This window comes from Haloferax chudinovii, assembly GCF_042663345.1.
Lineage (GTDB): Archaea > Halobacteriota > Halobacteria > Halobacteriales > Haloferacaceae > Haloferax > Haloferax chudinovii.
The window spans coordinates 101,358-119,567 of sequence record NZ_JBHTAB010000002.1 but is presented as its reverse complement, the minus strand read 5'-3'; the positions used below and the strand labels follow the sequence as shown (position 1 = coordinate 119,567).

Below are 18,210 nucleotides of genomic sequence, written 5' to 3'. Positions count from 1 at the left end.
AATGTGGCAACGTTTATGCACCGACGTACTGAATCCGCGACTGTGACCGTCACCGTACCCGGACCCACGCTCGGCGTCGTCGGTGGGGGCCAGCTCGGGCGCATGCTCGGCGAGGCCGCCGCACCGCTCGGCGTCGATATCGTCGTGCTCGACCCGACACCCGACTGCCCGGCGTCGGCCGTCGCCGACCAAATCGTCGGCGATTTCGACGACCCCGAGGCGATGGCGGAACTCGCCGCGCGGGCCGACGCGCTGACGTTCGAAATCGAACTCGCCGACCCCGACCTGCTCGACGAGCTGGCCGCCGAGGAGGAAATCGCGGTCCACCCCTCGCCCGACGCGCTCCGGACCATCGAGGACAAACTGGTCCAGAAGGACACCTTCGGCGAGGCGGGCATCCCGATTCCGCCGTTCCACCGCGTCGACGACGCGGCCGACCTCCGCGACGCGCTCGCCGAGTTCGGCTCGGTCATGCTGAAAGCCCGGACCGGCGGCTACGACGGCCGCGGGAACGTCCCAGTCACCGACCCCGAGGACGCCGAGGCCGCAATCGAGGAGGTCGGCGGCCCGGCGATGGCCGAGGCGTTCGTCGACTTCGAGCGCGAACTGTCGGTCATCGGCGTCCGCGGCGCAGACGAGATTCGGACGTTCCCCGTGGGCGAGAACGTCCACGAGGAGGAGATTCTCCGCGAGACCGTCGTCCCGGCGCGGACGACCGACGAGGTGCGCGAGGAGGCCGACCGCGTCGCCCGCGAGGTGCTCTCGCACCTGCCCGGCCGCGGCGTCTTCGGCATCGAACTGTTCGAGACCGCCGCGGGCGACGTGCTCGTCAACGAGGTCGCCCCGCGCCCGCACAACTCCGGCCACTGGACCATCGAGGGCGCGCTCTCCTCGCAGTTCGAACAGCACGTTCGCGCCGTCCTCGGGTGGCCCCTCGGCGCGACGACCCGCCGGTCGCCCACCGTGATGGCGAACGTCCTCGGCACGGTCGACGAGCCTCGACCCGCGCGACTCGGCGGCCTCGACGACGCCCTCTCGGAATCCGGCGTCTCACTGCACTGGTACGGCAAAGACGAGGTTCGGCCGCTCCGCAAGATGGGCCACCTCACCGCCGTCGGCGGCGACGACGCCGCCCTCGGGTCGCTTCTCTCACGCGCACGCGAGCTTCGCGACGGACTGCACTTCGACTGACCGACGACCGACCACGACACTACCGGACCTATGACGACAGAACGGGACCTCATCGACGAACTGCACGCACAGGCCGACGCCGACCGCGACCCCGAGACGACGCCCGACGTGGGTATCATCATGGGGTCTGACTCCGACCTCGACGTGATGTCCGGCGCGCACGAGGCGCTGGACACCCTCGGGTTCGGCGAGCAAACCGACTTCGACGCGCCGCCCGAGGAGCGCTTTTCCTACGAGACGTACGTCGTCTCCGCACACCGGACGCCGGACCTGATGTACGCCTACGGCGACACCGCGCGCGACCGCGGCGTCGAGGTCATCATCGCCGGCGCGGGCGGCAAGTCCGCGGACCTGCCGAACATGACCGCCTCCATCGCGTACCCGATTCCGGTCGTCGGCGTCCCCGTCCAAGAGAAGTCGGTCGACTCGGTCATCGGGATGCCGACGGGCGCTCCCATCGTTGCGGTCGACGCCGGCAAGTCGTTCAACGCGGCGCTGTCGGCGGTACAGGCGCTCTCCCGCGGCCACCCCGAACTCGAAGACCGACTCGTCGAGTACCACGAAGCGCTCGTTTCCGACGTGGCCGAGACCTCGGCCGCGCTCCACGACCTCGGCGTCGCCGGCTTCCGCGAGTCGCGGTAGCGGGGCGCGTCTCGCCGTCGGTCGTCACCCGGTCGTTTTTCGTCAGCGGGGGTCGCGACCGGCGTCGAAACCCCGCCCGCACGGGGTTCCGGGCGTCTCTCGCGTATTTTCCAAATAGAAGCGCTCTCGCGCCCGAAACACACAAATCAATGTTTATAGGGGAGCGCTTCTAACCGCCGCACGTCAGGGAGACACGGCATGAGTGATTGGATTGCAATCGGTGCGATGGGGTTGGTCGGTGTCGGCATACCGCTCGCGATGATGGCGGTGTCGGCGCTGCTTCGCCCAAGCGTACCGGAACAAGGAAAGAGTGCCACGTACGAGAGTGGTGAGGTGCCGACAGGCACGGCGCGCGTCCAGTTTAACATTCAGTACTACATGGTCGCGCTGCTGTTCCTCGTGTTCGACATCGAGACCGTCCTAATCTTCCCCTGGACGGTCATTTACCGCTCGGCCCTCGAACAGGGCGCGTCGCTGGCGACGATTCTGACGCCGATGCTCGCTTTCATCGGTGTCCTCGTCGTCGGCCTCGTCTGGGCGTGGCGCAACGGCGCGGTCAAGTGGGTCAAAAGCCCGCAGGCCAGTCGTCGTAAGACAGAGAGGCAAGATGCATGAGTAGCGAACAGAAGCCATTCGTCACGGACGATACACAGGTACAGACCGAGACCCGCGACGCCCGCATGGCGGGGGCTGACGACCGGTTCAACTCGAAGCTTCGGGAGGCGTTCGGCTCGTCACCGTTCATCCTCACGAAGTTCGACAACTTCATGAACTGGGTCCGCGGCTCCTCGATGTTCATGCTGCAGTTCGGTATCGCCTGCTGCAGCATCGAGATGATGCACACCTACGCGATCAAGCACGACTTGGACCGGTTCGCGGCGGGTGTGCCGCGCGCGTCGCCGCGACAGGCCGACGTGATTATCGTGCCGGGGACGATTGTTTCGAAGTTCGCCCCGCGCATGAAGCGCGTCTACGACCAGATGCCCGAACCGAAGTTCGTCGTCGGCATGGGGTCGTGTACGATTTCCGGCGGCCCGTTCCAGGAGGGTTACAACGTCATCAAGGGCGCAGAAGAGGTCATCCCGGTGGACATCCACATCCCCGGCTGTCCGCCGCGCCCGGAGGCGCTCATCTACGGTATCGCGAAGCTCCAAGAGCGCATCGCGAACGGCGAGTCGAGCCCGGTGACGGTCAAACCGTACGAACTCGAGCAGTTCGGCGACCTCGAATCCGACGAAATCGTCGACAAACTCGCCGCGCAGATCGACGAAGACGACCTCGTCATGCGGTACAACTGGGCTGATTCGCCATGAGTCTCGAAGAACAACAGTCCGACGAGCCCGCGGAACTCGAATCGGGCGTCAGCCGCGGCGATGAGCTCGCCGACCTGCTCGGCGACCTCGTCGTCGGCCGCGAAGAGCACCTGAACGCGCCCGGCCTCGTCATCCGACCCGACGAGGTCCAAGACGCGCTGTTCAAGCTCCGCGACGAGGCCGGTTTCGACCACCTCTCGTGTGTGACCGCACAGGAGTACGAGGACCGCTACGAGTCCATCTACCACCTGACGAAGTTCGACGACCGGACCGACGAGGTCTCGGTCGTCGTGCCCACGTCGAAGGACAACCCGGTCAGTCAGTCCGCCGAGCCGGTGTTCCGGACGGCCGACTGGCACGAGCGGGAGGCGTACGACCTCGTCGGCATCCAGTACGAAGACCACCCGGACCTGCGTCGCATCCTCCTGCCCGAGACGTGGCAAGGCCACCCGCTCGGGCTGGACTACGATCAGGACCGCCCGCAGATAGCGACGCTCCGCGAACACGCCAACCCGCTGGAGGAGGACCACCGCGCCGCGGGGGACAACAACACGATGTACATCAACATCGGTCCCCACCACCCGGCGACCCACGGCGTGCTACACGTCGAGACCGTCGTCGACGGTGAGCAGGTCGTCGACCTCAACGCCGACATCGGCTACCTCCACCGCTGCGAGGAGCAGATGTGCCAGCAGGGGACCTACCGGCACCAGATCATGCCGTACCCCGACCGCTGGGACTACATCTCGGCCGGTCTCCTGAACGAGTGGGCGTACGCCCGCACCGCGGAGGACCTCGCGGACATCGACGTCCCCGAGTACGCCCAGATTATCCGGACGATGGGCGCGGAACTGTGCCGCATCGCGTCGCACATGATCGCGCTCGGCACGTTCGCACTGGACGTGTACGGCGACTTCACGGCCATCTTCATGTACGCCATGCGGGACCGCGAAATCGTCCAGAACATCCTCGAAGACCTCACCGGTCAGCGCATGATGTTCAACTACTTCCGGCTCGGCGGGGTCGTCTGGGACCTCCCGGAACCCCGAGAGGAGTTCTTCGAGAAGGTTCGTGACTTCCTCGACGGGCTTCCGCAGGCGCTCGAGGAGTACCACGACATGATCACCTCGAACGAGATTCTGCAGGCCCGCACGGTCGGAACGGGCGTCCTGCCGCCGGAAGTCGCAAAGAGCTACGGCGCGACCGGGCCGGTCGCCCGCGGCTCCGGCATCGACTACGACCTCCGCCGCGACGACTCCTACGGCTACTACGACGAACTCGACTGGGACGTCGTCGTCGAAGACGGCTGTGACAACTTCTCGCGCCTGCTCGTGCGTATGCGCGAGGTCGAGGAGTCGGCCAAAATCATCCAGCAGTGTGTCGACCTGCTCGAAGACTGGCCCGAAGACGAGCGGAACATCCAGGCCAACGTTCCGCGCACCCTCAAGCCGGACGAGGACACGGAAATCTACCGCGCCGTCGAAGGCGCGAAGGGCGAACTCGGCATCTACATCCGCGCCGACGGCACCGACAAGCCGGCCCGGTTCAAGATTCGAAGCCCGTGTTTCTCGAACCTACAGACGCTCCCCGAGATGTCCGAGGGTGAGTACATCCCGGACATGATTGCCTCGCTCGGCAGTCTCGACATCGTCCTCGGAGAGGTGGACCGGTAATGAGTTTGCAGGCAGTTCTTCCGGACACGGTCAGCGGCCTCCTCGGTCTCGAAGGCGTCCTCGGTGACGTCGTCGGCGGACTCGTTGGCGCGTTCCTCGTCGCCAACATCATGCTCATCATGACGGCGTTCGCCGGACCGTGGGCCAAGCGGAAGATTACGGCCGCTTTCGGTGACCGCATCGCGGTCAACCGAATCGGTCCGTTCGGTCTCCTGACCATCGTCACGGACGCGGTCCGACTGCTGTCGAAGGAACTCATCGTTCCCGAGGGCGTCGACCGTCCCGCGTGGGACCTCGCGCCGATGGTCATCCCCTTTTCCGCACTGCTCGGGTTCGCCGTCATCCCGATGGGGAACGGCATCCAGCTCGCCGACCCCGAGACCGGCCTCGCGTTCGCCTTCGCCGCGGCGTCTATCGCCTCGCTGGGCATCGTCATGACCGGCTACGCATCGAACAACAAGTTCTCGCTTATCGGCGCGCTCCGCGCCGTCGCGGCGAACATCGCCTACGAGATTCCGCTCGTCATCACGGCGGCCTCGGTCGTTATCTTCGCCGGAACGCTCCGCATGAGCGAAATCGTCGCTGTGCAGGCCGAACCACTGCTTTCGGTCGCGGGCGTGACGATTCCGACGTGGTTCGCGTTCGTCAACCCCTTCGCGTTCGCGCTGTTCGTCATCGCGAACCTCGCGGAGGTCGGCCGCAACCCGTTCGACATCCCCGAAGCGCCGACCGAAATCGTCGCCGGGTACCAGACCGAGTACTCCTCGGTTTACTTCGTGCTCATCTACCTCGGTGAGTTCATTCACATCTTCCTCGGCGGCGCTATCGCGGCGACCCTGTTCCTCGGCGGTCCGGCGGGTCCGGTCCTGCCCGGGTTCGTCTGGTTCACCATCAAAATCTGGGCGTTCTTCCTGTTCACCCAGTGGGCGCGCTCCGCGGTTCCGCGCCTTCGCGTCGATCAGTTCCTCGAAATCGGTTGGAAGGGGATGCTCGTGCTCTCCTTCGCCAACCTGGTTCTCACGGCCATCATCGTGGGGGTGATTACATGATCGGAATCCTGAAAGGCATGGCAGTGACGCTGAAGCACGCGCTCGACGGGCAGACGTTCACGGTCGAGTACCCCGAGACCGCGCCCGAAGTGAGCCCGCGTTTCCGCGGCGTCCACAAGTTCAGCCAAGAGCGGTGTATCTGGTGTCGCCAGTGTGAGAACGTCTGTCCGAACGACACGATTCAGATCGTTCAGGACGACAAGCGCAACGGCGAGCAGTACAACCTCCACATCGGCCAGTGTATCTACTGCCGGCTGTGCGAGGAGGTCTGTCCCGTCGACGCCATCCTGCTCACGCAGAACTTCGAGTTCACGGCGGACACGAAAAACGACTTCGTCTACAACAAAGAACAGCTCAAGAACGTCCCGTGGTACAAGGATATCGACCCGCTCAACTCCCGCAACCCCGACCGCAACGCGTGGGTCGGCGAGGGCGAAGGAGAGGTCGACTACCAGTAACATGACGGCGAGTGAATCGTTCGAGTCCCGTCAGCCCGCGTCCGCTACCGGACGCTGAGGACGTTCTCGAAATGTTCAAAGGGATATCTCAAGGAGACACACACAATGGTTTATGAAACCATCGCGTTCGCGCTGTTCGCCCTCATCACCGTGGGCTGCAGCCTGGGCGTCGTCCTCGTGCAGGACATCTGGCATTCCGCACTCCTGCTCGGGGGCGCGCTCTTGAGCGTCGCGGTGCATTACGTGATGTTGCAGGCGGAGTTCCTCGCCGCCATGCAGGTCCTCGTCTACGTCGGCGGGGTTCTGATTCTCATCACGTTCGCCGTGATGCTGACGCGTATCAATCCGGAGGTGAGTAGTACATGACCACGAAGCCACAGCTGAAACTCGGTTCGCACCTCGTGCCCGGACTCGCTGCCGTCGCGCTGTTCGTCGTGATGGCGGTCGTGTTCCTCGGTGCGTCGTTCCCGGACCCACAGGGGTTCGCAGAGGGAGCAAACATCACCGCGAGCATCGGCTATTCGATGTTCAACCTCGGGTTCGGAAGCGTCGACGGCGAGAGCATGCTGGTCGCGTTCGAAATCATCGACCTCGTGCTCGTCGCCGCGCTCGCCGGCGCGGTGCTCCTCGCTCGCCGCGAGGACACCACGGGGCAGATGCGGACCATCCTGACCGACGGCGGTCGGGAACTCAAGCAGACGCTGTTCGACGACGAGGAGGGTGACAACTGATGGTCCCCGCGCAGTATTACCTCGTTCTGTCGGCCGCCGTGTTCTGCATCGGCATCTTCGGCCTCTTGACCCGTCGGAACGCGCTGTTGTTCCTGATGTCGGTCGAACTGATGCTGAACGCCGCGAACATCAACCTCGTCGCGTTCTCCTACTACTGGGGCAACGTGACGGGCCAGACGTTCGGGCTGTTCACGATGGCGCTCGCCGCCGCCGAGGTGGCGGTCGGTATCGGCATCATCCTCGTACTGTACCGCAACTTCGACGGCGTGGACGTGACCAACGCGACCACGATGAGGTGGTAATATTATGGCAGGTATCTTAGACTTCGCTCCGGCCATCGTCCTCCTCCCGTTCCTCTCGTTCCTGATCGCGCTCGGGGCGGGACGGTACATGCCGAAGGGAGGCGCGCTGGCGGGCATCGGCGCGACGGCGGGCTCGTTCGTCCTGTCCATCGCGACGTTCTTCGCCGTCAGCGGCGGACAGACCTACAACCAACACATCTACACGTGGGCGACCGGTGCCGGCGACGCGGTCTCGCTCGACTTCGGCCTGCTCATCGACCCGCTTTCGTCGATGATGCTCGTCATCGTGACGCTCGTCGCCGTCCTCGTCCACGTCTTCAGCCTCGGCTACATGAACGACGAGGGCGAAACGGGCCTCCCGCGCTACTACGCCGGACTCGGCCTGTTCACCGCGTCGATGCTGGCGTTCGTCGTGTCCAGCAACCTCCTCATGGCGTTCATGTTCTTCGAGCTGGTGGGGCTGTGTTCCTACCTGCTCATCGGCTTCTGGTTCCGCCAGGAGGGCCCGCCGAGCGCCGCGAAGAAGGCGTTCCTCGTCACCCGCTTCGGTGACTACTTCTTCCTCATCGGCGTCGTCGCGGTGTTCGCGACGTTCGGTTCGGCGGCGTTCGCCGGTCCCGAGGCGTTCCCGGTCCTCGCCGAGGAGGCGCTCCACGGCGAGCACGCGGTCAACACGTTCTTCGGCATGGGCGAACAGGCGTGGTTCACTGTCCTCGGCCTCCTCGTTCTCGGGGGCGTCGTCGGCAAGTCCGCGCAGTTCCCCCTGCACACGTGGCTTCCGGACGCGATGGAAGGCCCGACCCCCGTCTCCGCGCTCATTCACGCGGCGACCATGGTTGCCGCCGGTGTCTACCTCGTCGCCCGGATGTACGGCTTCTACGCGCTGACCCCGACGACACTCGGTATCATCGCGCTCGTGGGCGGCTTCACGGCCCTCTTCGCCGCGACGATGGGCGTCGTCAAGAAAGAGATCAAGCAGGTGCTCGCGTACTCGACCATCAGCCAGTACGGTTACATGATGCTCGGGCTCGGCGTCGGCGGCTACGTCGCCTCGACGTTCCACCTGCTCACCCACGCCTTCTTCAAGGCGCTTCTGTTCCTCGGTGCCGGTGCGGTCATCATCGCGATGCACCACAACGAGAACATGTGGGACATGGGCGGCCTCAAAGAGAAGATGCCCGTGACGTACTACGCGTTCCTCTCGGGCTCGCTCGCCCTCGCCGGCATCGTTCCGTTCGCCGGCTTCTGGTCGAAAGACGAGATTCTCTACGAGGCGCTCAACCACGGCCTCGGAACCGAGGGCGGCCTCGGAACCGTCTTCCTCCTCGCGTACGCGATGGGGCTCATCGCCGTGTTCTTCACCGGGTTCTACACCTTCCGGATGGTGTTTCTCACGTTCCACGGCGAACCGCGTAGCGAGACCGCGCGCGACCCGCACGGCTTCGGCTGGAACGTCAAGTTCCCGCTGGCCGTCCTCGGCGTGCTCGCGGCCGTCACCGGCCTCGTCAACATGGCCCCGGTGGAGGACCTCACGGGGATTCACCTCACGTTCCTCCACGACTGGCTCGACGGCGGCATTTCGTCGCTGACCGCGCACCACTACCTCGAAGTGCTCGAAAGCGGCGTCGGTGCGGGGCTCCACCCGGCCGGCATCGGCTCTATCGCCCCCGGACTGGTCTCGCTCGCCCTCGCCCTCGCGGGCGCTGGGCTCGCCTACCGCCTGTACAACGTCCCCGAGCCCGTCGAACACACGGACAAGCTCGGGAGCATCAAGACCGTCCTGTACAACAACTACTACCAAGACGAGTACCAGGTCTGGATCGCGACCGGCGTCGTTCAGCCCATCTCGCGTGCCCTCGATAAGTTCGACCAGGGCATCGTCGACGGCGTCGTCAACGGCATCTCCAGCGTGAGTCTGTTCGCTGGGAACCGCGTCAAGCGCGTCCAGACCGGTGTGGTGAGCAACTACGCGGCGCTCCTCACGCTCGGTCTGACCGCGCTCCTTCTCGGTCTGGGTCTGCTCGGAGGTTGGTTCGCATGATAATCGAAGCGCTCATCGCAGTCACGTTCCTCGCCGCGCTGGTCACCTTCGTCCTGCCGGACCGGTACGCCGGCAAGGCGGCCTTCGCGCTGAGTCTGGCTCCCGTCGTCGGGAGCCTCTACATGTGGCAACAGTACGACGCGAGCGGGAACGCCCTTCTCGGCGGGAACATCGCGTTCGAGACAGACGTCGTCTGGCTGCAGCTCGGCCAGTACGACATCCACTGGATGGTCGGCGTCGACGGCATCAGCATGCCGTTGGTCGTCCTCACGACCATCCTCACCACGCTGGCTATCGTCAGCGCGTGGACGCCCATCTCGGAACGTCAGTCCCAGTTCTTCGGGCTGATGCTCCTGATGGAGGCGAACCTGCTCGGCGTCTTCACGGCGCTCGACTTCTTCGTCTGGTTCATCTTCTGGGAGGCCGTCCTGCTCCCGATGTACTTCCTCATCGGCGTCTGGGGCGGTCCCCGCCGCAAGTACGCGGCGATCAAGTTCTTCGTCTACACGAACATCGCGTCGCTCGTGATGTTCATCGGGTTCATCTCGCTCGTGTTCGGCCTCGGCGACTCCATCACGTCGCTCCGCCTGCCAGAAATCGCACAGGCGTTGCAGGCCGGTCAACTCGGGAGCTTCGCGGGACTGTCGGCCGGCGCACTCGCGTCGGTCGCGTTCGTCGCGATGTTCTTCGGGTTCGCGGTCAAGGTCCCGGTCGCCCCGCTTCACACGTGGCTTCCGGACGCACACGTCGAGGCCCCCACGCCGGTGTCGGTCATGCTGGCTGGGGTCCTCCTGAAGATGGGTACCTACGCCCTGCTCCGGTTCAACTTCACGATGCTGCCGGAGACGGCGCGCGCCTTCGCGCTCCCCATCGCCCTGCTCGCCGTCGCGAGCGTCATCTACGGCGCGCTTCTCGCGCTGGCACAGCAGGACCTCAAGCGCATCGTCGCGTACTCCTCCGTCTCGTCGATGGGGTACGTCATCCTCGGTCTCATCGCCTACACCACCTACGGCGTCGGCGGTGCGACCTTCCAGATGGTCGCCCACGGCCTCATCTCCGGTCTGATGTTCATGGCCGTCGGCGTCATCTACAACACGACCCACACGCGCATGGTGTCGGACATGTCCGGCATCGCCGACCGGATGCCCGTCACGGCGGGCATCTTCGTCGCCGGCGCGTTCGGCTACATGGGTCTACCGCTCATGGCCGGCTTCGCGGCCGAGTTCTTCATCTTCAAGGGCGCGTTCGAGTCCACGGTGATGGAGGCCATGCCGCTTTTCACCGGTGCCGCGATGTTCGGTATCGTCATCGTCGCCGGCTACCTGCTGTTCGCGATGCAGCGGACGCTGTTCGGACCCTTCCGGTTCGACGGCGACTACGACATCACGGAGGCACCGTTCCACGACGTCGCACCGCTCGCGGTGCTGTTGCTTCTCACCATCGTGCTCGGTGTCTCTCCGGACATCTTCTTCACGATGATTCAAGACGCGGTTACCCCGATTCTCGAACTGGGAGGTGCGTTCTAGATGACGCCGCTCCAATCGACTCCTGAGTGGGTCGCGACGGCTCCCGCCATCGTGCTCGCGCTGACGGGGCTTGCGCTGCTGCTCATCGACACCATCGACCCGGACTCCACGAACAACGGCCTCTTGGCCGGTACGGCGACGCTCGGCGCGCTCGCCGCGGGCGGCATCGCCGGCTGGTTCCTCATCGGCGGAACCGGCATGGAGTCCACCGGCGGCGCGATTACGCTGTACGGCGACGCGCTCGTCGTCGACGGGATGAGCCTGTTCTTCACGCTCATCTTCACCAGCGTCGCCGCGATGGTTTCGGTCGCCTCCTACGACTACCTCGCGGACCAGCAGTACCAAGGCGAGTTCTACGCCCTCGTGCTGTTCGCCGCGACCGGCATGACGCTCATGGCGATGTCGAACTCGCTGGCGACCGTCTTCGTCAGCCTCGAGCTGGCGTCCCTGCCCTCGTACGCGCTCGTCGCGTTCCTCAAGGGGGACCGCGGGAGCATCGAGGCGGGTCTGAAGTACTTCCTCATCGGCGCGCTGTCGTCGGCGGTGTTCGCGTTCGGTATCAGCCTCGTGTTCGCCGTCACCGGCTCGCTGGTGCTCCCGGAAATCGCCGCGTCGCTCGCAGAGGGCACCGAACTCGTCGGCGTCCTCGGCCTCGGCGTGCTGATGATCGCTGGCGGCTTCGCGTTCAAGACCGCCTCCGTCCCGTTCCACTTCTGGGCGCCGGAGGCCTACGAGGGCGCGCCCGCTCCCGTGAGCGCGTTCCTCTCGTCGGCGTCGAAGGCGGCCGGCTTCGCCGTCGCCTTCCGCGTCTTCACGGTCGCGTTCCCCCTCGGAACCGTCTCGTCGATCGGCGGCGGGAGCGTCGACTGGTCGCTGTTGTTCGCACTGCTCGCCGTCGTCACGATGACGCTCGGTAACTTCGCGGCGGCGACCCAACAGAACGTAAAGCGCATGCTGGCGTACTCCTCTATCGGACACGCCGGCTACGCGCTCATCGGTCTCGCGGCCATCACCGTCAACGGCGGTGCCGCGAACGGCGACGTGCTCGGCGCGAGCATGGCGCACCTGTTCGTCTACGGCTTCATGAACACGGGCGCGTTCCTGTTCATCGCCATGGTCGAAAAGTGGGGCCTCGGCCGCACGTTCGAGGACTACAACGGCATCGCGTCGAAGGCACCCATCGCCGCGGCGGCGATGACCGTCTTCATGTTCTCGCTCGCGGGCCTGCCGCCGTTCGGTGGCTTCTTCTCGAAGTACGCGCTGTTCTTCTCGGCCATCGAGTCCGGCTTCTGGTGGCTCGCCGCGGTCGGCGCGGTCAACAGCGCGCTGTCGCTGTTCTACTACAGCCGCGTCGTGAAAGCGATGTGGATCGAGGAGCCGTCGGCAGACCTCGAAATCGGCAGTCAGCCGGTCGGGCTGTACGTGGCAATCGTCTTCGCCGCGGTCGGGACGGTCCTGCTCCTGCCCGGCTCTCAGCCCGTCATCGAGACGGCACAGACCGTCGCCGCGGCGCTCTTCTGAGCGTTTCGGCGATTCGCGGTTCGATTCCTTCCTTTTATCCGCGCAGTAACTCGCCGAGCGCCGACGCCAACTCCTCGGAGCGCCTGAGTGTCAGGCCGTCGGTCGTGACGAACACGCCTTTGTCGTCGTCGGTCACCCGCGTCAGGTAGCCGTGGTCGAACGTGCGGACGGTGTAGCGGTAGTCGCCGAGTTCGGAGCCTCGATAGGCGGTCCGCGCCTGAAACCCGTCGGTCTCGTGTTCGACGAACCCGGTGAGGTCAGCGTCGGCTTCGAGGTCGCTCCGGAGGTATATCTGCTCACAGCGGTCGTGGGTGAAGTACGTCACACTCCTGAGGTCGTCGCCGACGACGGGTCGACAGGTTCGGACGAACGACTCGGCTCGCGACTCGGGGAGCAGTTGCGTCTCGAGTTCCATCGTATATGTGTCATGGTATGCCATGACATAATATCATCGCCGGATTGGAGGACGGTAGGGTTTTGCGGCCGGAGTTCGACCGTCCGTGTATGGTACGTCGCCTGGTTCTCGGCTGTGGGTCACTCGGTGGGGACCTCGTCGAGCAACTCGCCGGCCGCGGCGGGACGGTGACGGTCGTCACCGACCGGAAGGGGCGCGCCGAGGACCTCCGCTCGGACGGCATCGACGCGAGAGAGGGCGATCCCGCCGACCCGTCGACCTATCCCGACGGGGTCGACCTCGTCGTCGTCGGCGGACAGTCTCCACGGTCGAACCTCGACGCGGCGCGCGCGGCCAGCGAACACTGCCCGGACGCGCCGCTGGTCGTCTACCTCGGCGACGACGCCGATCCGTCGGTCCGCGACGAGGTCTACGCCCTCGCCAACGAGGTCATCGACCCGCGGAGAGTCGTCACAGACCGCATCCTCGACGCCGTCGGCACGTCGCACACGGAGCGGTTGAACCGCTTGATGCGGGTGCTCCGGAACGTCGACGGCAGACTCGCGGTCGTGATGCACGACAACCCGGACCCCGACGCCATCGCCGCGGCGCTGGCGTTGCAAGCCATCGCCGAACGCGCAGGCGTCGGCGCCGACGCGTGTTACTTCGGCGACATCTCCCATCAGGAGAACCGCGCGCTCGTCAACCTCCTCGAGTTGGACCTCCACGTCCTCGACGAGGTGCCCGCGGACGACGAGTACGCCGGCTTCGCGCTCGTCGATCACTCTCGACCGGGCGTCAACGACCGCCTCCCGCCGGAGACGACAATCGACATCGTCATCGACCACCACCCGCCGCGCGCGCCGGTCGAGGCGGCGTACGTGGACCTCAGACGCGGCGTCGGCGCGACGAGCACGCTCCTCGCGGAGTACCTCGACCGGCTCGGCATCGTCCCCGACACGACGGTCGCGACGGCGCTGTTGTTCGGGATTCAGGTCGACACCAACGACTTCACGCGAGAGGTCTCGACGGCCGACTTCGAGGCCGCCGCCTTCCTCATCCCCCACGTCGACATGGCCCTGCTCCAACGGGTCGAGACGCCGAGTCTGACCTCGGAGACGATGGAGACGCTCGCCCGCGCCATCTCGAACCGCGACGTTCGGGGCAACGTTCTCACGACGAACGTCGGCGACATCCGCGAGCGGGACGCCCTCGCGCAGGCCGCCGACCACCTCCTCGGGATGGAGGGCATCGAGGTGACGGTCGTCTACGGCCTGATAGACGGGACGGTCTACGTCTCCGGTCGCGCCCGCGGGGCGCGGGTCGACCTCGGCGAGGCGTTTCGAGACGCCCTCGGCACCATCGGGAGCGCCGGCGGCCACGCCGACATGGCGGGCGCACAGATTCCGTTAGGCATTCTCGACGACGTGGGCGACGACTCTCGGGAGTCGCTCGCGACTATCGTCACGGACATCGTCGCCGGGCGGATGTTCGAGACGCTGGAGCACGCGACGCCGACGCCGAGTCTGGATACTGATGTCGCCTTCGAGTACCCGCTCGATGAGTAAGCGCCCACACGTTTTTGCCGACGGTGGCCCTATCAGGTGGGAGATGAGTACTAAAGCGACCGTCAAGGAGTACATGACGCGCGAGGTCCAGACCGTCTCTCCGACCGACACGGTCGCGGACGTCGCCCAACGCATCGCGGAAAGCGACGGCCACAACGGGTTTCCCGTCTGCGACGGCCGCAAGGCCGAGGGGTTCGTCACGGCCCGAGACATCCTCTTGGCGGACGACGACGCGAGCATCGAGACGGTGATGGCGACGGACCTCGTCGTCGCCCACCCCGAGATGGACGTCAACGACGCCGCCCGCGTCATCCTCCGGTCGGGCATCCAGAAGCTCCCGGTCGTCGACGACGCGGGCAACCTCGTCGGCATCATTTCGAACACCGACGTCATCCGAAGCCAAATCGAGCGCGCGACGCCCGAGAAGGTGGGCAAACTCATGCGGACGCTCGAACAGATTCACGGCATCACGGTCCACCAAGAGCGCCGGACCGTCGCGCTTTCGGACCTCATTCCCACGCAGGCGCGCGTCTACGCCGACGAACTCGACGGCCGCCGGTACGAACTCGAACGCGGCCTCGCGGAGCCGCTCGTCGTCATCGACAACAACGGGACGTTGCTCCTCGCGGACGGTCACCACCGCGTCCTCGCGGCCGACCGCATCGGCATCGAGGAGATGGACGCCTACGTCATCGTCGTCGACGACCCCATCGAGCTCGGGATGCAACGGACCGCAGAAAAGGAGGGTTTGAACTCCATTTCGGACATCGACATCGTCGACTACGCCCGACACCCGCTGGTCGAGACGACGCGCCGACTACAGTAGCTCAGTTCTCCACGTCGTACTCGGCTTTCCACGCGTCGACGGCGTCGCGGGCCTCTGGCTCCGATTCGAAGCGCTCGCCCTCGTAGCCGCGGCCCTCGGCGGACTGATAGAGTCGGTCGACCCTGACGTGCCACGCGTTCGGCCCGCGTCGGAGCCGAATAGTCGCGTGGCCGTCGCTTCGTTCCCACTCCACGATGCGGTCGTCTCGGCGGACCTCAGTCCAACTCATACCGGGCGATGACGGCGAAGGCCGAAGTGTCTACCCATCCGCCAGCGTCGATGCGTCGGTCGTCGTCGGGGCGGCCGGACGCGTCTCCGCGCCGCAGTTCGGACAGACCGCGTACCCGAGGCGGTCGTACGGGACCTCCGGCGACGGGCGCTCTAGGCCGCACTCCTCGCACGTGAAGTACGAGACCCATTCGAAGGACATAGCGAAGCATAGGATTGTTAACGTATTAATTAATCACCGCTTATCACCCGAGACAGGCACGTCGGCGACGCGACAAACGGAGCGCGACGGGCGTTCCGGAGCGCGGCGGGCGACCCCCCGAGACTGGAGCGCGAGCCGGGGTGAGCGTGTCGGCGGTGCGCAGGTGCTCAGGCGGGCGTCGGGCCCTCCGGGGCCGACGTGTCGTCGTCGGACCGGAACTGCGAGACGAGGTCGAGCGAGTCGTCGGCGCTCCCGAGCAAGAACAGCGAGTAGTATCGGAAGTACGTCACGACGGGCATCTGGACGACCGCGCCGACGGCGATGGCCGCGAGGACGAACAGGGCCCCGAGCGCGCCGAAGACGACCAGTCCGACCGTCGAGAACAGCGCGACGTTCGCGGCGTTGAGCGCGAGGAACGCCGCGCCGCCGACGATGGCGAAGGGGATGGCGACGACGACGATGGCCAGAAGGGCCGCGATGCCGATAGCGATGCTCGCGAGGATGCCGAGGATGAACCGGACGATGACGTACAGCCCGAACTCGGAGAGTTCGGCGCGGAACACCGGAACGACTCGGCCCCACGACGACAGGAGCGCGCGGTCTTCGGCTATCATCGTCGGGACGACGAAGTCGGTCGTCAACTGCATGACGACCGCGACCGCGAACAGGAGCGCGATGGCGAGAAGCACCAGCGGGATGGCGAGGAGGGCAATCCCGGGCGTGACCGCGACGGAGCCGAAGACCACCGCCGCGACCGGGAGTCCGATGACCGCGAGCACGGCGATGAACAGCCCGGTTTGGAACGCGAACAGTCTAACGCCGAGCCAGAAGCGCTCGCGGAACGGCTTGCGGATGCGCACGTCTTTCGTGACGACGGCGTCGACGAGGACGAACTGCATCACGGAGCCGACGAACGACCAGAGGAGGCCGAGGACGATGCCGACCGCCAGGAGCGCGATGACCGCGGCGAAGACGTTCTCGGGCGTCACGAACCCGGGGAGCGAGTCGACCGGGATATCCGTCGACCCGCCTCCGTTGCTCACGGTCGTTCCGGTGTTGCCACCGGTGCCGCCACCGCCGCCGAGGCCGCCGACGAAGACGGCGATAAGTGCGAGGCGCGCCCATCGACCCGCGTCGAACGGGAGGAGGAGCGACGCCGTGGCGTCACGAGCGTCGTCGAGGGCGTCGATTGCTTTCCAACTCATGAGTGACAATGCGACGCCGCGCGAAATAAAGCTGTTCGAGAGTTAAGGTGTTTCTCGCACTCGGTCGCTTCGGGCCGCTCTGGAGCGCTTCGGACCGCTCGGACTCTGTCGCCCGGAGTGCATCGCCCACGAGGAGGGTACACCGCCGTCCCGAGCCGACACGCTCAGGGGAGTCCGGTTCGAACGCTCGGCTCACATGGTAGGTGTCGAAACCGCGCTTCGTCTCGGCGGCGGCCTCGTGTTGTTGCTCGCGAACGCCTTCTTCGTCGTCTCCGAGTTCGCGATGACGCGCGTCCCGCAGTTCGAGGAGTCCGCCTTCGAGGGCTCCCGCGGTCTCGAACTCGCGTGGGAGATGACAGAGCGACTCGAGGTGTATCTCTCGGGCTGTCAGGTCGGGATTACCATCGCGAGTGTCGGCCTCGGCGTCGTCGCCGAACCGGCGGTCGCGGCCACCTTCGACGCGGTCCTCGGCGGCGGCGGGGCGGCGGGTTCCCACACGTCGCTGTCGGTCGGACTGGCGCTCGTCGTCATCAACCTCTCGCACGTCGTCCTCGGCGAGCAGGTGCCGACGTACCTCGGCGTCGAGCGCTCCCGCGCGGTGGCGAAATACACCGCGCCCGTCCTCTACGGGTGGACGAGGCTGATGTACCCGGTCATCGTCGTCGCCGACTGGCTGGCAAAGCGCCTGCTGTCGCTCGGCGGCGTGGAGATAACCCGGTCGTGGCAGGAGGCCGAACTCGACGACGAGGACGGCGACGGCTCCGCGGGCGAGGGCACCCGACTCAGTCGCGGCGAGGTCCGAAGCCAGATGGGGGACGTCCTCTCGCAGGGCTCGCTTCCGAAGGACCGCCGCGAGGAGGTGCTCAACGCGCTCCGAATCGGGGAGTTACCCGTCCGCGACGTGATGGTCCCCGCGGACCACGTCGTCGCGCTCTCGGCCGACGCGCCCACGGACGATAACCTCGAACGCGTCCGGACGAACCCCCAGCACTCGCGGTTCCCGCTCGTCGGCGAGTCGCTCGACGACGTGCGTGGCGTCGTCTACGCGCCGACGGTGCTCTCGAACATCGACCGCCTCCAGTCGGGCGACCGCCGCCTCGACGACATCGCCGCGCCCCCGCTTTCGGTCCCCTCGGACCTCTCGGTCAGCGACCTCATCGACCGGTTTCAGGAGGAAAATCAGGAGCTCGCCATGGTCCGCGACCCCGAAAGCGACTCCGTTGTCGGCCTCGTGACCGCCTCCGACGCCTTCGAGTCCATCACCGGCCAGCTCTACGACCCGCTGGACCTCGGAGCGTAGGCCGCCCTCGTCTGGGCCAACCGGACGGTTCGCGCCCCGA

At 66.0% G+C, this 18,210-nt stretch carries 20 protein-coding genes; 16 read left to right on the top strand and 4 right to left on the bottom strand.

All coding sequences use genetic code 11. The annotated features are described in order from the left end of the window. The first annotated feature begins 42 nt into the window (after window positions 1-42). From ACFQI8_RS04810 to ACFQI8_RS04750, 13 genes are all read left to right on the top strand, one after another. A complete protein-coding gene (locus tag ACFQI8_RS04810) occupies window positions 43-1,191 on the top strand; it encodes a 5-(carboxyamino)imidazole ribonucleotide synthase (protein ID WP_390243128.1) in 1,149 nt (382 codons plus the stop codon). A gap of 30 nt (window positions 1,192-1,221) precedes the next feature. Continuing rightward, on the top strand, window positions 1,222-1,833 hold the full coding sequence (gene purE / locus ACFQI8_RS04805; protein WP_390243126.1) for a 5-(carboxyamino)imidazole ribonucleotide mutase: 612 nt from the start codon (window positions 1,222-1,224) through the stop codon (window positions 1,831-1,833). Window positions 1,834-2,031: 198 nt separating this feature from the next. After that, window positions 2,032-2,448 (top strand): NADH-quinone oxidoreductase subunit A, encoded by a 417-nt coding sequence (locus ACFQI8_RS04800; protein ID WP_390243124.1) that lies wholly within the window; start codon window positions 2,032-2,034, stop codon window positions 2,446-2,448. After that, window positions 2,445-3,146: an NADH-quinone oxidoreductase subunit B gene (locus ACFQI8_RS04795; RefSeq protein WP_390243122.1), complete on the top strand. Its 702-nt coding sequence runs from the start codon at window positions 2,445-2,447 to the stop codon at window positions 3,144-3,146. Before ACFQI8_RS04800 ends, ACFQI8_RS04795 begins: the two co-directional genes overlap by 4 nt. Next, a complete protein-coding gene (locus ACFQI8_RS04790) occupies window positions 3,143-4,819 on the top strand; it encodes an NADH-quinone oxidoreductase subunit D (RefSeq protein WP_390243121.1) in 1,677 nt (558 codons plus the stop codon). Before ACFQI8_RS04795 ends, ACFQI8_RS04790 begins: the two co-directional genes overlap by 4 nt. After that, window positions 4,819-5,868 carry a complex I subunit 1/NuoH family protein gene (locus ACFQI8_RS04785; RefSeq protein ID WP_390243119.1) on the top strand — a complete coding sequence of 350 codons (1,050 nt, stop codon included), beginning with the start codon at window positions 4,819-4,821 and terminating at the stop codon, window positions 5,866-5,868. The genes ACFQI8_RS04790 and ACFQI8_RS04785 overlap by 1 nt, the downstream gene beginning before the upstream one ends. Next, entirely contained in the window at window positions 5,865-6,326 is a 462-nt protein-coding gene (locus tag ACFQI8_RS04780) for a NuoI/complex I 23 kDa subunit family protein (RefSeq protein ID WP_004971033.1), read from the top strand. Before ACFQI8_RS04785 ends, ACFQI8_RS04780 begins: the two co-directional genes overlap by 4 nt. A gap of 105 nt (window positions 6,327-6,431) precedes the next feature. Continuing rightward, window positions 6,432-6,692, top strand: a complete 261-nt coding sequence (locus ACFQI8_RS04775; RefSeq protein ID WP_390243117.1) for an NADH-quinone oxidoreductase subunit J — start codon at window positions 6,432-6,434, stop codon at window positions 6,690-6,692. Beyond that, a complete protein-coding gene (locus ACFQI8_RS04770) occupies window positions 6,689-7,057 on the top strand; it encodes a proton-conducting membrane transporter (RefSeq protein WP_390243115.1) in 369 nt (122 codons plus the stop codon). Before ACFQI8_RS04775 ends, ACFQI8_RS04770 begins: the two co-directional genes overlap by 4 nt. After that, window positions 7,057-7,359: an NADH-quinone oxidoreductase subunit NuoK gene (nuoK, locus tag ACFQI8_RS04765; RefSeq protein WP_004043958.1), complete on the top strand. Its 303-nt coding sequence runs from the start codon at window positions 7,057-7,059 to the stop codon at window positions 7,357-7,359. The genes ACFQI8_RS04770 and nuoK overlap by 1 nt, the downstream gene beginning before the upstream one ends. Window positions 7,360-7,363: 4 nt before the next feature. Continuing rightward, entirely contained in the window at window positions 7,364-9,400 is a 2,037-nt protein-coding gene (nuoL, locus tag ACFQI8_RS04760; protein ID WP_390243113.1) for an NADH-quinone oxidoreductase subunit L, read from the top strand. Beyond that, the gene (locus ACFQI8_RS04755) at window positions 9,397-10,926 is read left to right on the top strand and encodes a complex I subunit 4 family protein (RefSeq protein ID WP_390243111.1); all 1,530 of its coding nucleotides are present in this window, start codon (window positions 9,397-9,399) and stop codon (window positions 10,924-10,926) included. The genes nuoL and ACFQI8_RS04755 overlap by 4 nt, the downstream gene beginning before the upstream one ends. After that, window positions 10,927-12,447, top strand: a complete 1,521-nt coding sequence (locus tag ACFQI8_RS04750; protein WP_390243109.1) for an NADH-quinone oxidoreductase subunit N — start codon at window positions 10,927-10,929, stop codon at window positions 12,445-12,447. It begins immediately after the preceding gene. A 34-nt stretch (window positions 12,448-12,481) separates the two neighbouring features. Here the strand turns inward: ACFQI8_RS04750 and ACFQI8_RS04745 are convergent, their stop codons facing one another. Further along, complete coding sequence (locus ACFQI8_RS04745) at window positions 12,482-12,862, bottom strand: DUF7522 family protein (protein WP_390243108.1); 381 nt, start codon at window positions 12,860-12,862, stop codon at window positions 12,482-12,484. A gap of 89 nt (window positions 12,863-12,951) precedes the next feature. Between ACFQI8_RS04745 and ACFQI8_RS04740 the strand changes: the two genes are divergently transcribed. Beyond that, the gene (locus ACFQI8_RS04740) at window positions 12,952-14,409 is read left to right on the top strand and encodes a DHHA1 domain-containing protein (protein ID WP_390243107.1); all 1,458 of its coding nucleotides are present in this window, start codon (window positions 12,952-12,954) and stop codon (window positions 14,407-14,409) included. Between the two features lie 43 nt (window positions 14,410-14,452). Then, window positions 14,453-15,235, top strand: coding sequence for a CBS domain-containing protein (locus ACFQI8_RS04735; RefSeq protein WP_390243106.1), 783 nt, complete (start codon window positions 14,453-14,455; stop codon window positions 15,233-15,235). Window position 15,236: 1 nt separating this feature from the next. Here ACFQI8_RS04735 and ACFQI8_RS04730 read toward each other — a convergent pair whose 3' ends face one another. From ACFQI8_RS04730 to ACFQI8_RS04720, 3 genes are all read right to left on the bottom strand, one after another. Then, entirely contained in the window at window positions 15,237-15,464 is a 228-nt protein-coding gene (locus ACFQI8_RS04730) for a DUF7543 family protein (RefSeq protein ID WP_390243105.1), read from the bottom strand. Between the two features lie 30 nt (window positions 15,465-15,494). Beyond that, on the bottom strand, window positions 15,495-15,665 hold the full coding sequence (locus ACFQI8_RS04725) for a hypothetical protein (protein ID WP_390243104.1): 171 nt from the start codon (window positions 15,663-15,665) through the stop codon (window positions 15,495-15,497). A 167-nt stretch (window positions 15,666-15,832) separates the two neighbouring features. After that, a complete protein-coding gene (locus ACFQI8_RS04720) occupies window positions 15,833-16,870 on the bottom strand; it encodes a DUF7544 domain-containing protein (protein ID WP_390243103.1) in 1,038 nt (345 codons plus the stop codon). A 196-nt stretch (window positions 16,871-17,066) separates the two neighbouring features. On the opposite strand from ACFQI8_RS04720, the gene ACFQI8_RS04715 reads away from it, so the two are divergent. Continuing rightward, entirely contained in the window at window positions 17,067-18,170 is a 1,104-nt protein-coding gene (locus tag ACFQI8_RS04715) for a CNNM domain-containing protein (protein ID WP_390243102.1), read from the top strand. The last annotated feature ends 40 nt before the right edge of the window (window positions 18,171-18,210 follow it).

What these genes read in the sequence shown, in the direction of transcription:
- purE (WP_390243126.1), top strand. Translation starts at nt 1,222, where the DNA reads ATGACGACAGAACGGGACCTCATCGACGAACTGCACGCACAGGCCGAC.
- ACFQI8_RS04800 (WP_390243124.1), top strand. Translation starts at nt 2,032, where the DNA reads ATGAGTGATTGGATTGCAATCGGTGCGATGGGGTTGGTCGGTGTCGGC.
- ACFQI8_RS04795 (WP_390243122.1), top strand. Translation starts at nt 2,445, where the DNA reads ATGAGTAGCGAACAGAAGCCATTCGTCACGGACGATACACAGGTACAG.
- ACFQI8_RS04790 (WP_390243121.1), top strand. Translation starts at nt 3,143, where the DNA reads ATGAGTCTCGAAGAACAACAGTCCGACGAGCCCGCGGAACTCGAATCG.
- ACFQI8_RS04785 (WP_390243119.1), top strand. Translation starts at nt 4,819, where the DNA reads ATGAGTTTGCAGGCAGTTCTTCCGGACACGGTCAGCGGCCTCCTCGGT.
- ACFQI8_RS04780 (WP_004971033.1), top strand. Translation starts at nt 5,865, where the DNA reads ATGATCGGAATCCTGAAAGGCATGGCAGTGACGCTGAAGCACGCGCTC.
- ACFQI8_RS04775 (WP_390243117.1), top strand. Translation starts at nt 6,432, where the DNA reads ATGGTTTATGAAACCATCGCGTTCGCGCTGTTCGCCCTCATCACCGTG.
- ACFQI8_RS04770 (WP_390243115.1), top strand. Translation starts at nt 6,689, where the DNA reads ATGACCACGAAGCCACAGCTGAAACTCGGTTCGCACCTCGTGCCCGGA.
- nuoK (WP_004043958.1), top strand. Translation starts at nt 7,057, where the DNA reads ATGGTCCCCGCGCAGTATTACCTCGTTCTGTCGGCCGCCGTGTTCTGC.
- nuoL (WP_390243113.1), top strand. Translation starts at nt 7,364, where the DNA reads ATGGCAGGTATCTTAGACTTCGCTCCGGCCATCGTCCTCCTCCCGTTC.
- ACFQI8_RS04755 (WP_390243111.1), top strand. Translation starts at nt 9,397, where the DNA reads ATGATAATCGAAGCGCTCATCGCAGTCACGTTCCTCGCCGCGCTGGTC.
- ACFQI8_RS04750 (WP_390243109.1), top strand. Translation starts at nt 10,927, where the DNA reads ATGACGCCGCTCCAATCGACTCCTGAGTGGGTCGCGACGGCTCCCGCC.
- ACFQI8_RS04745 (WP_390243108.1), bottom strand. Translation starts at nt 12,862, where the DNA reads ATGGAACTCGAGACGCAACTGCTCCCCGAGTCGCGAGCCGAGTCGTTC.
- ACFQI8_RS04740 (WP_390243107.1), top strand. Translation starts at nt 12,952, where the DNA reads ATGGTACGTCGCCTGGTTCTCGGCTGTGGGTCACTCGGTGGGGACCTC.
- ACFQI8_RS04735 (WP_390243106.1), top strand. Translation starts at nt 14,453, where the DNA reads ATGAGTACTAAAGCGACCGTCAAGGAGTACATGACGCGCGAGGTCCAG.
- ACFQI8_RS04730 (WP_390243105.1), bottom strand. Translation starts at nt 15,464, where the DNA reads ATGAGTTGGACTGAGGTCCGCCGAGACGACCGCATCGTGGAGTGGGAA.
- ACFQI8_RS04725 (WP_390243104.1), bottom strand. Translation starts at nt 15,665, where the DNA reads ATGTCCTTCGAATGGGTCTCGTACTTCACGTGCGAGGAGTGCGGCCTA.
- ACFQI8_RS04720 (WP_390243103.1), bottom strand. Translation starts at nt 16,870, where the DNA reads ATGAGTTGGAAAGCAATCGACGCCCTCGACGACGCTCGTGACGCCACG.
- ACFQI8_RS04715 (WP_390243102.1), top strand. Translation starts at nt 17,067, where the DNA reads ATGGTAGGTGTCGAAACCGCGCTTCGTCTCGGCGGCGGCCTCGTGTTG.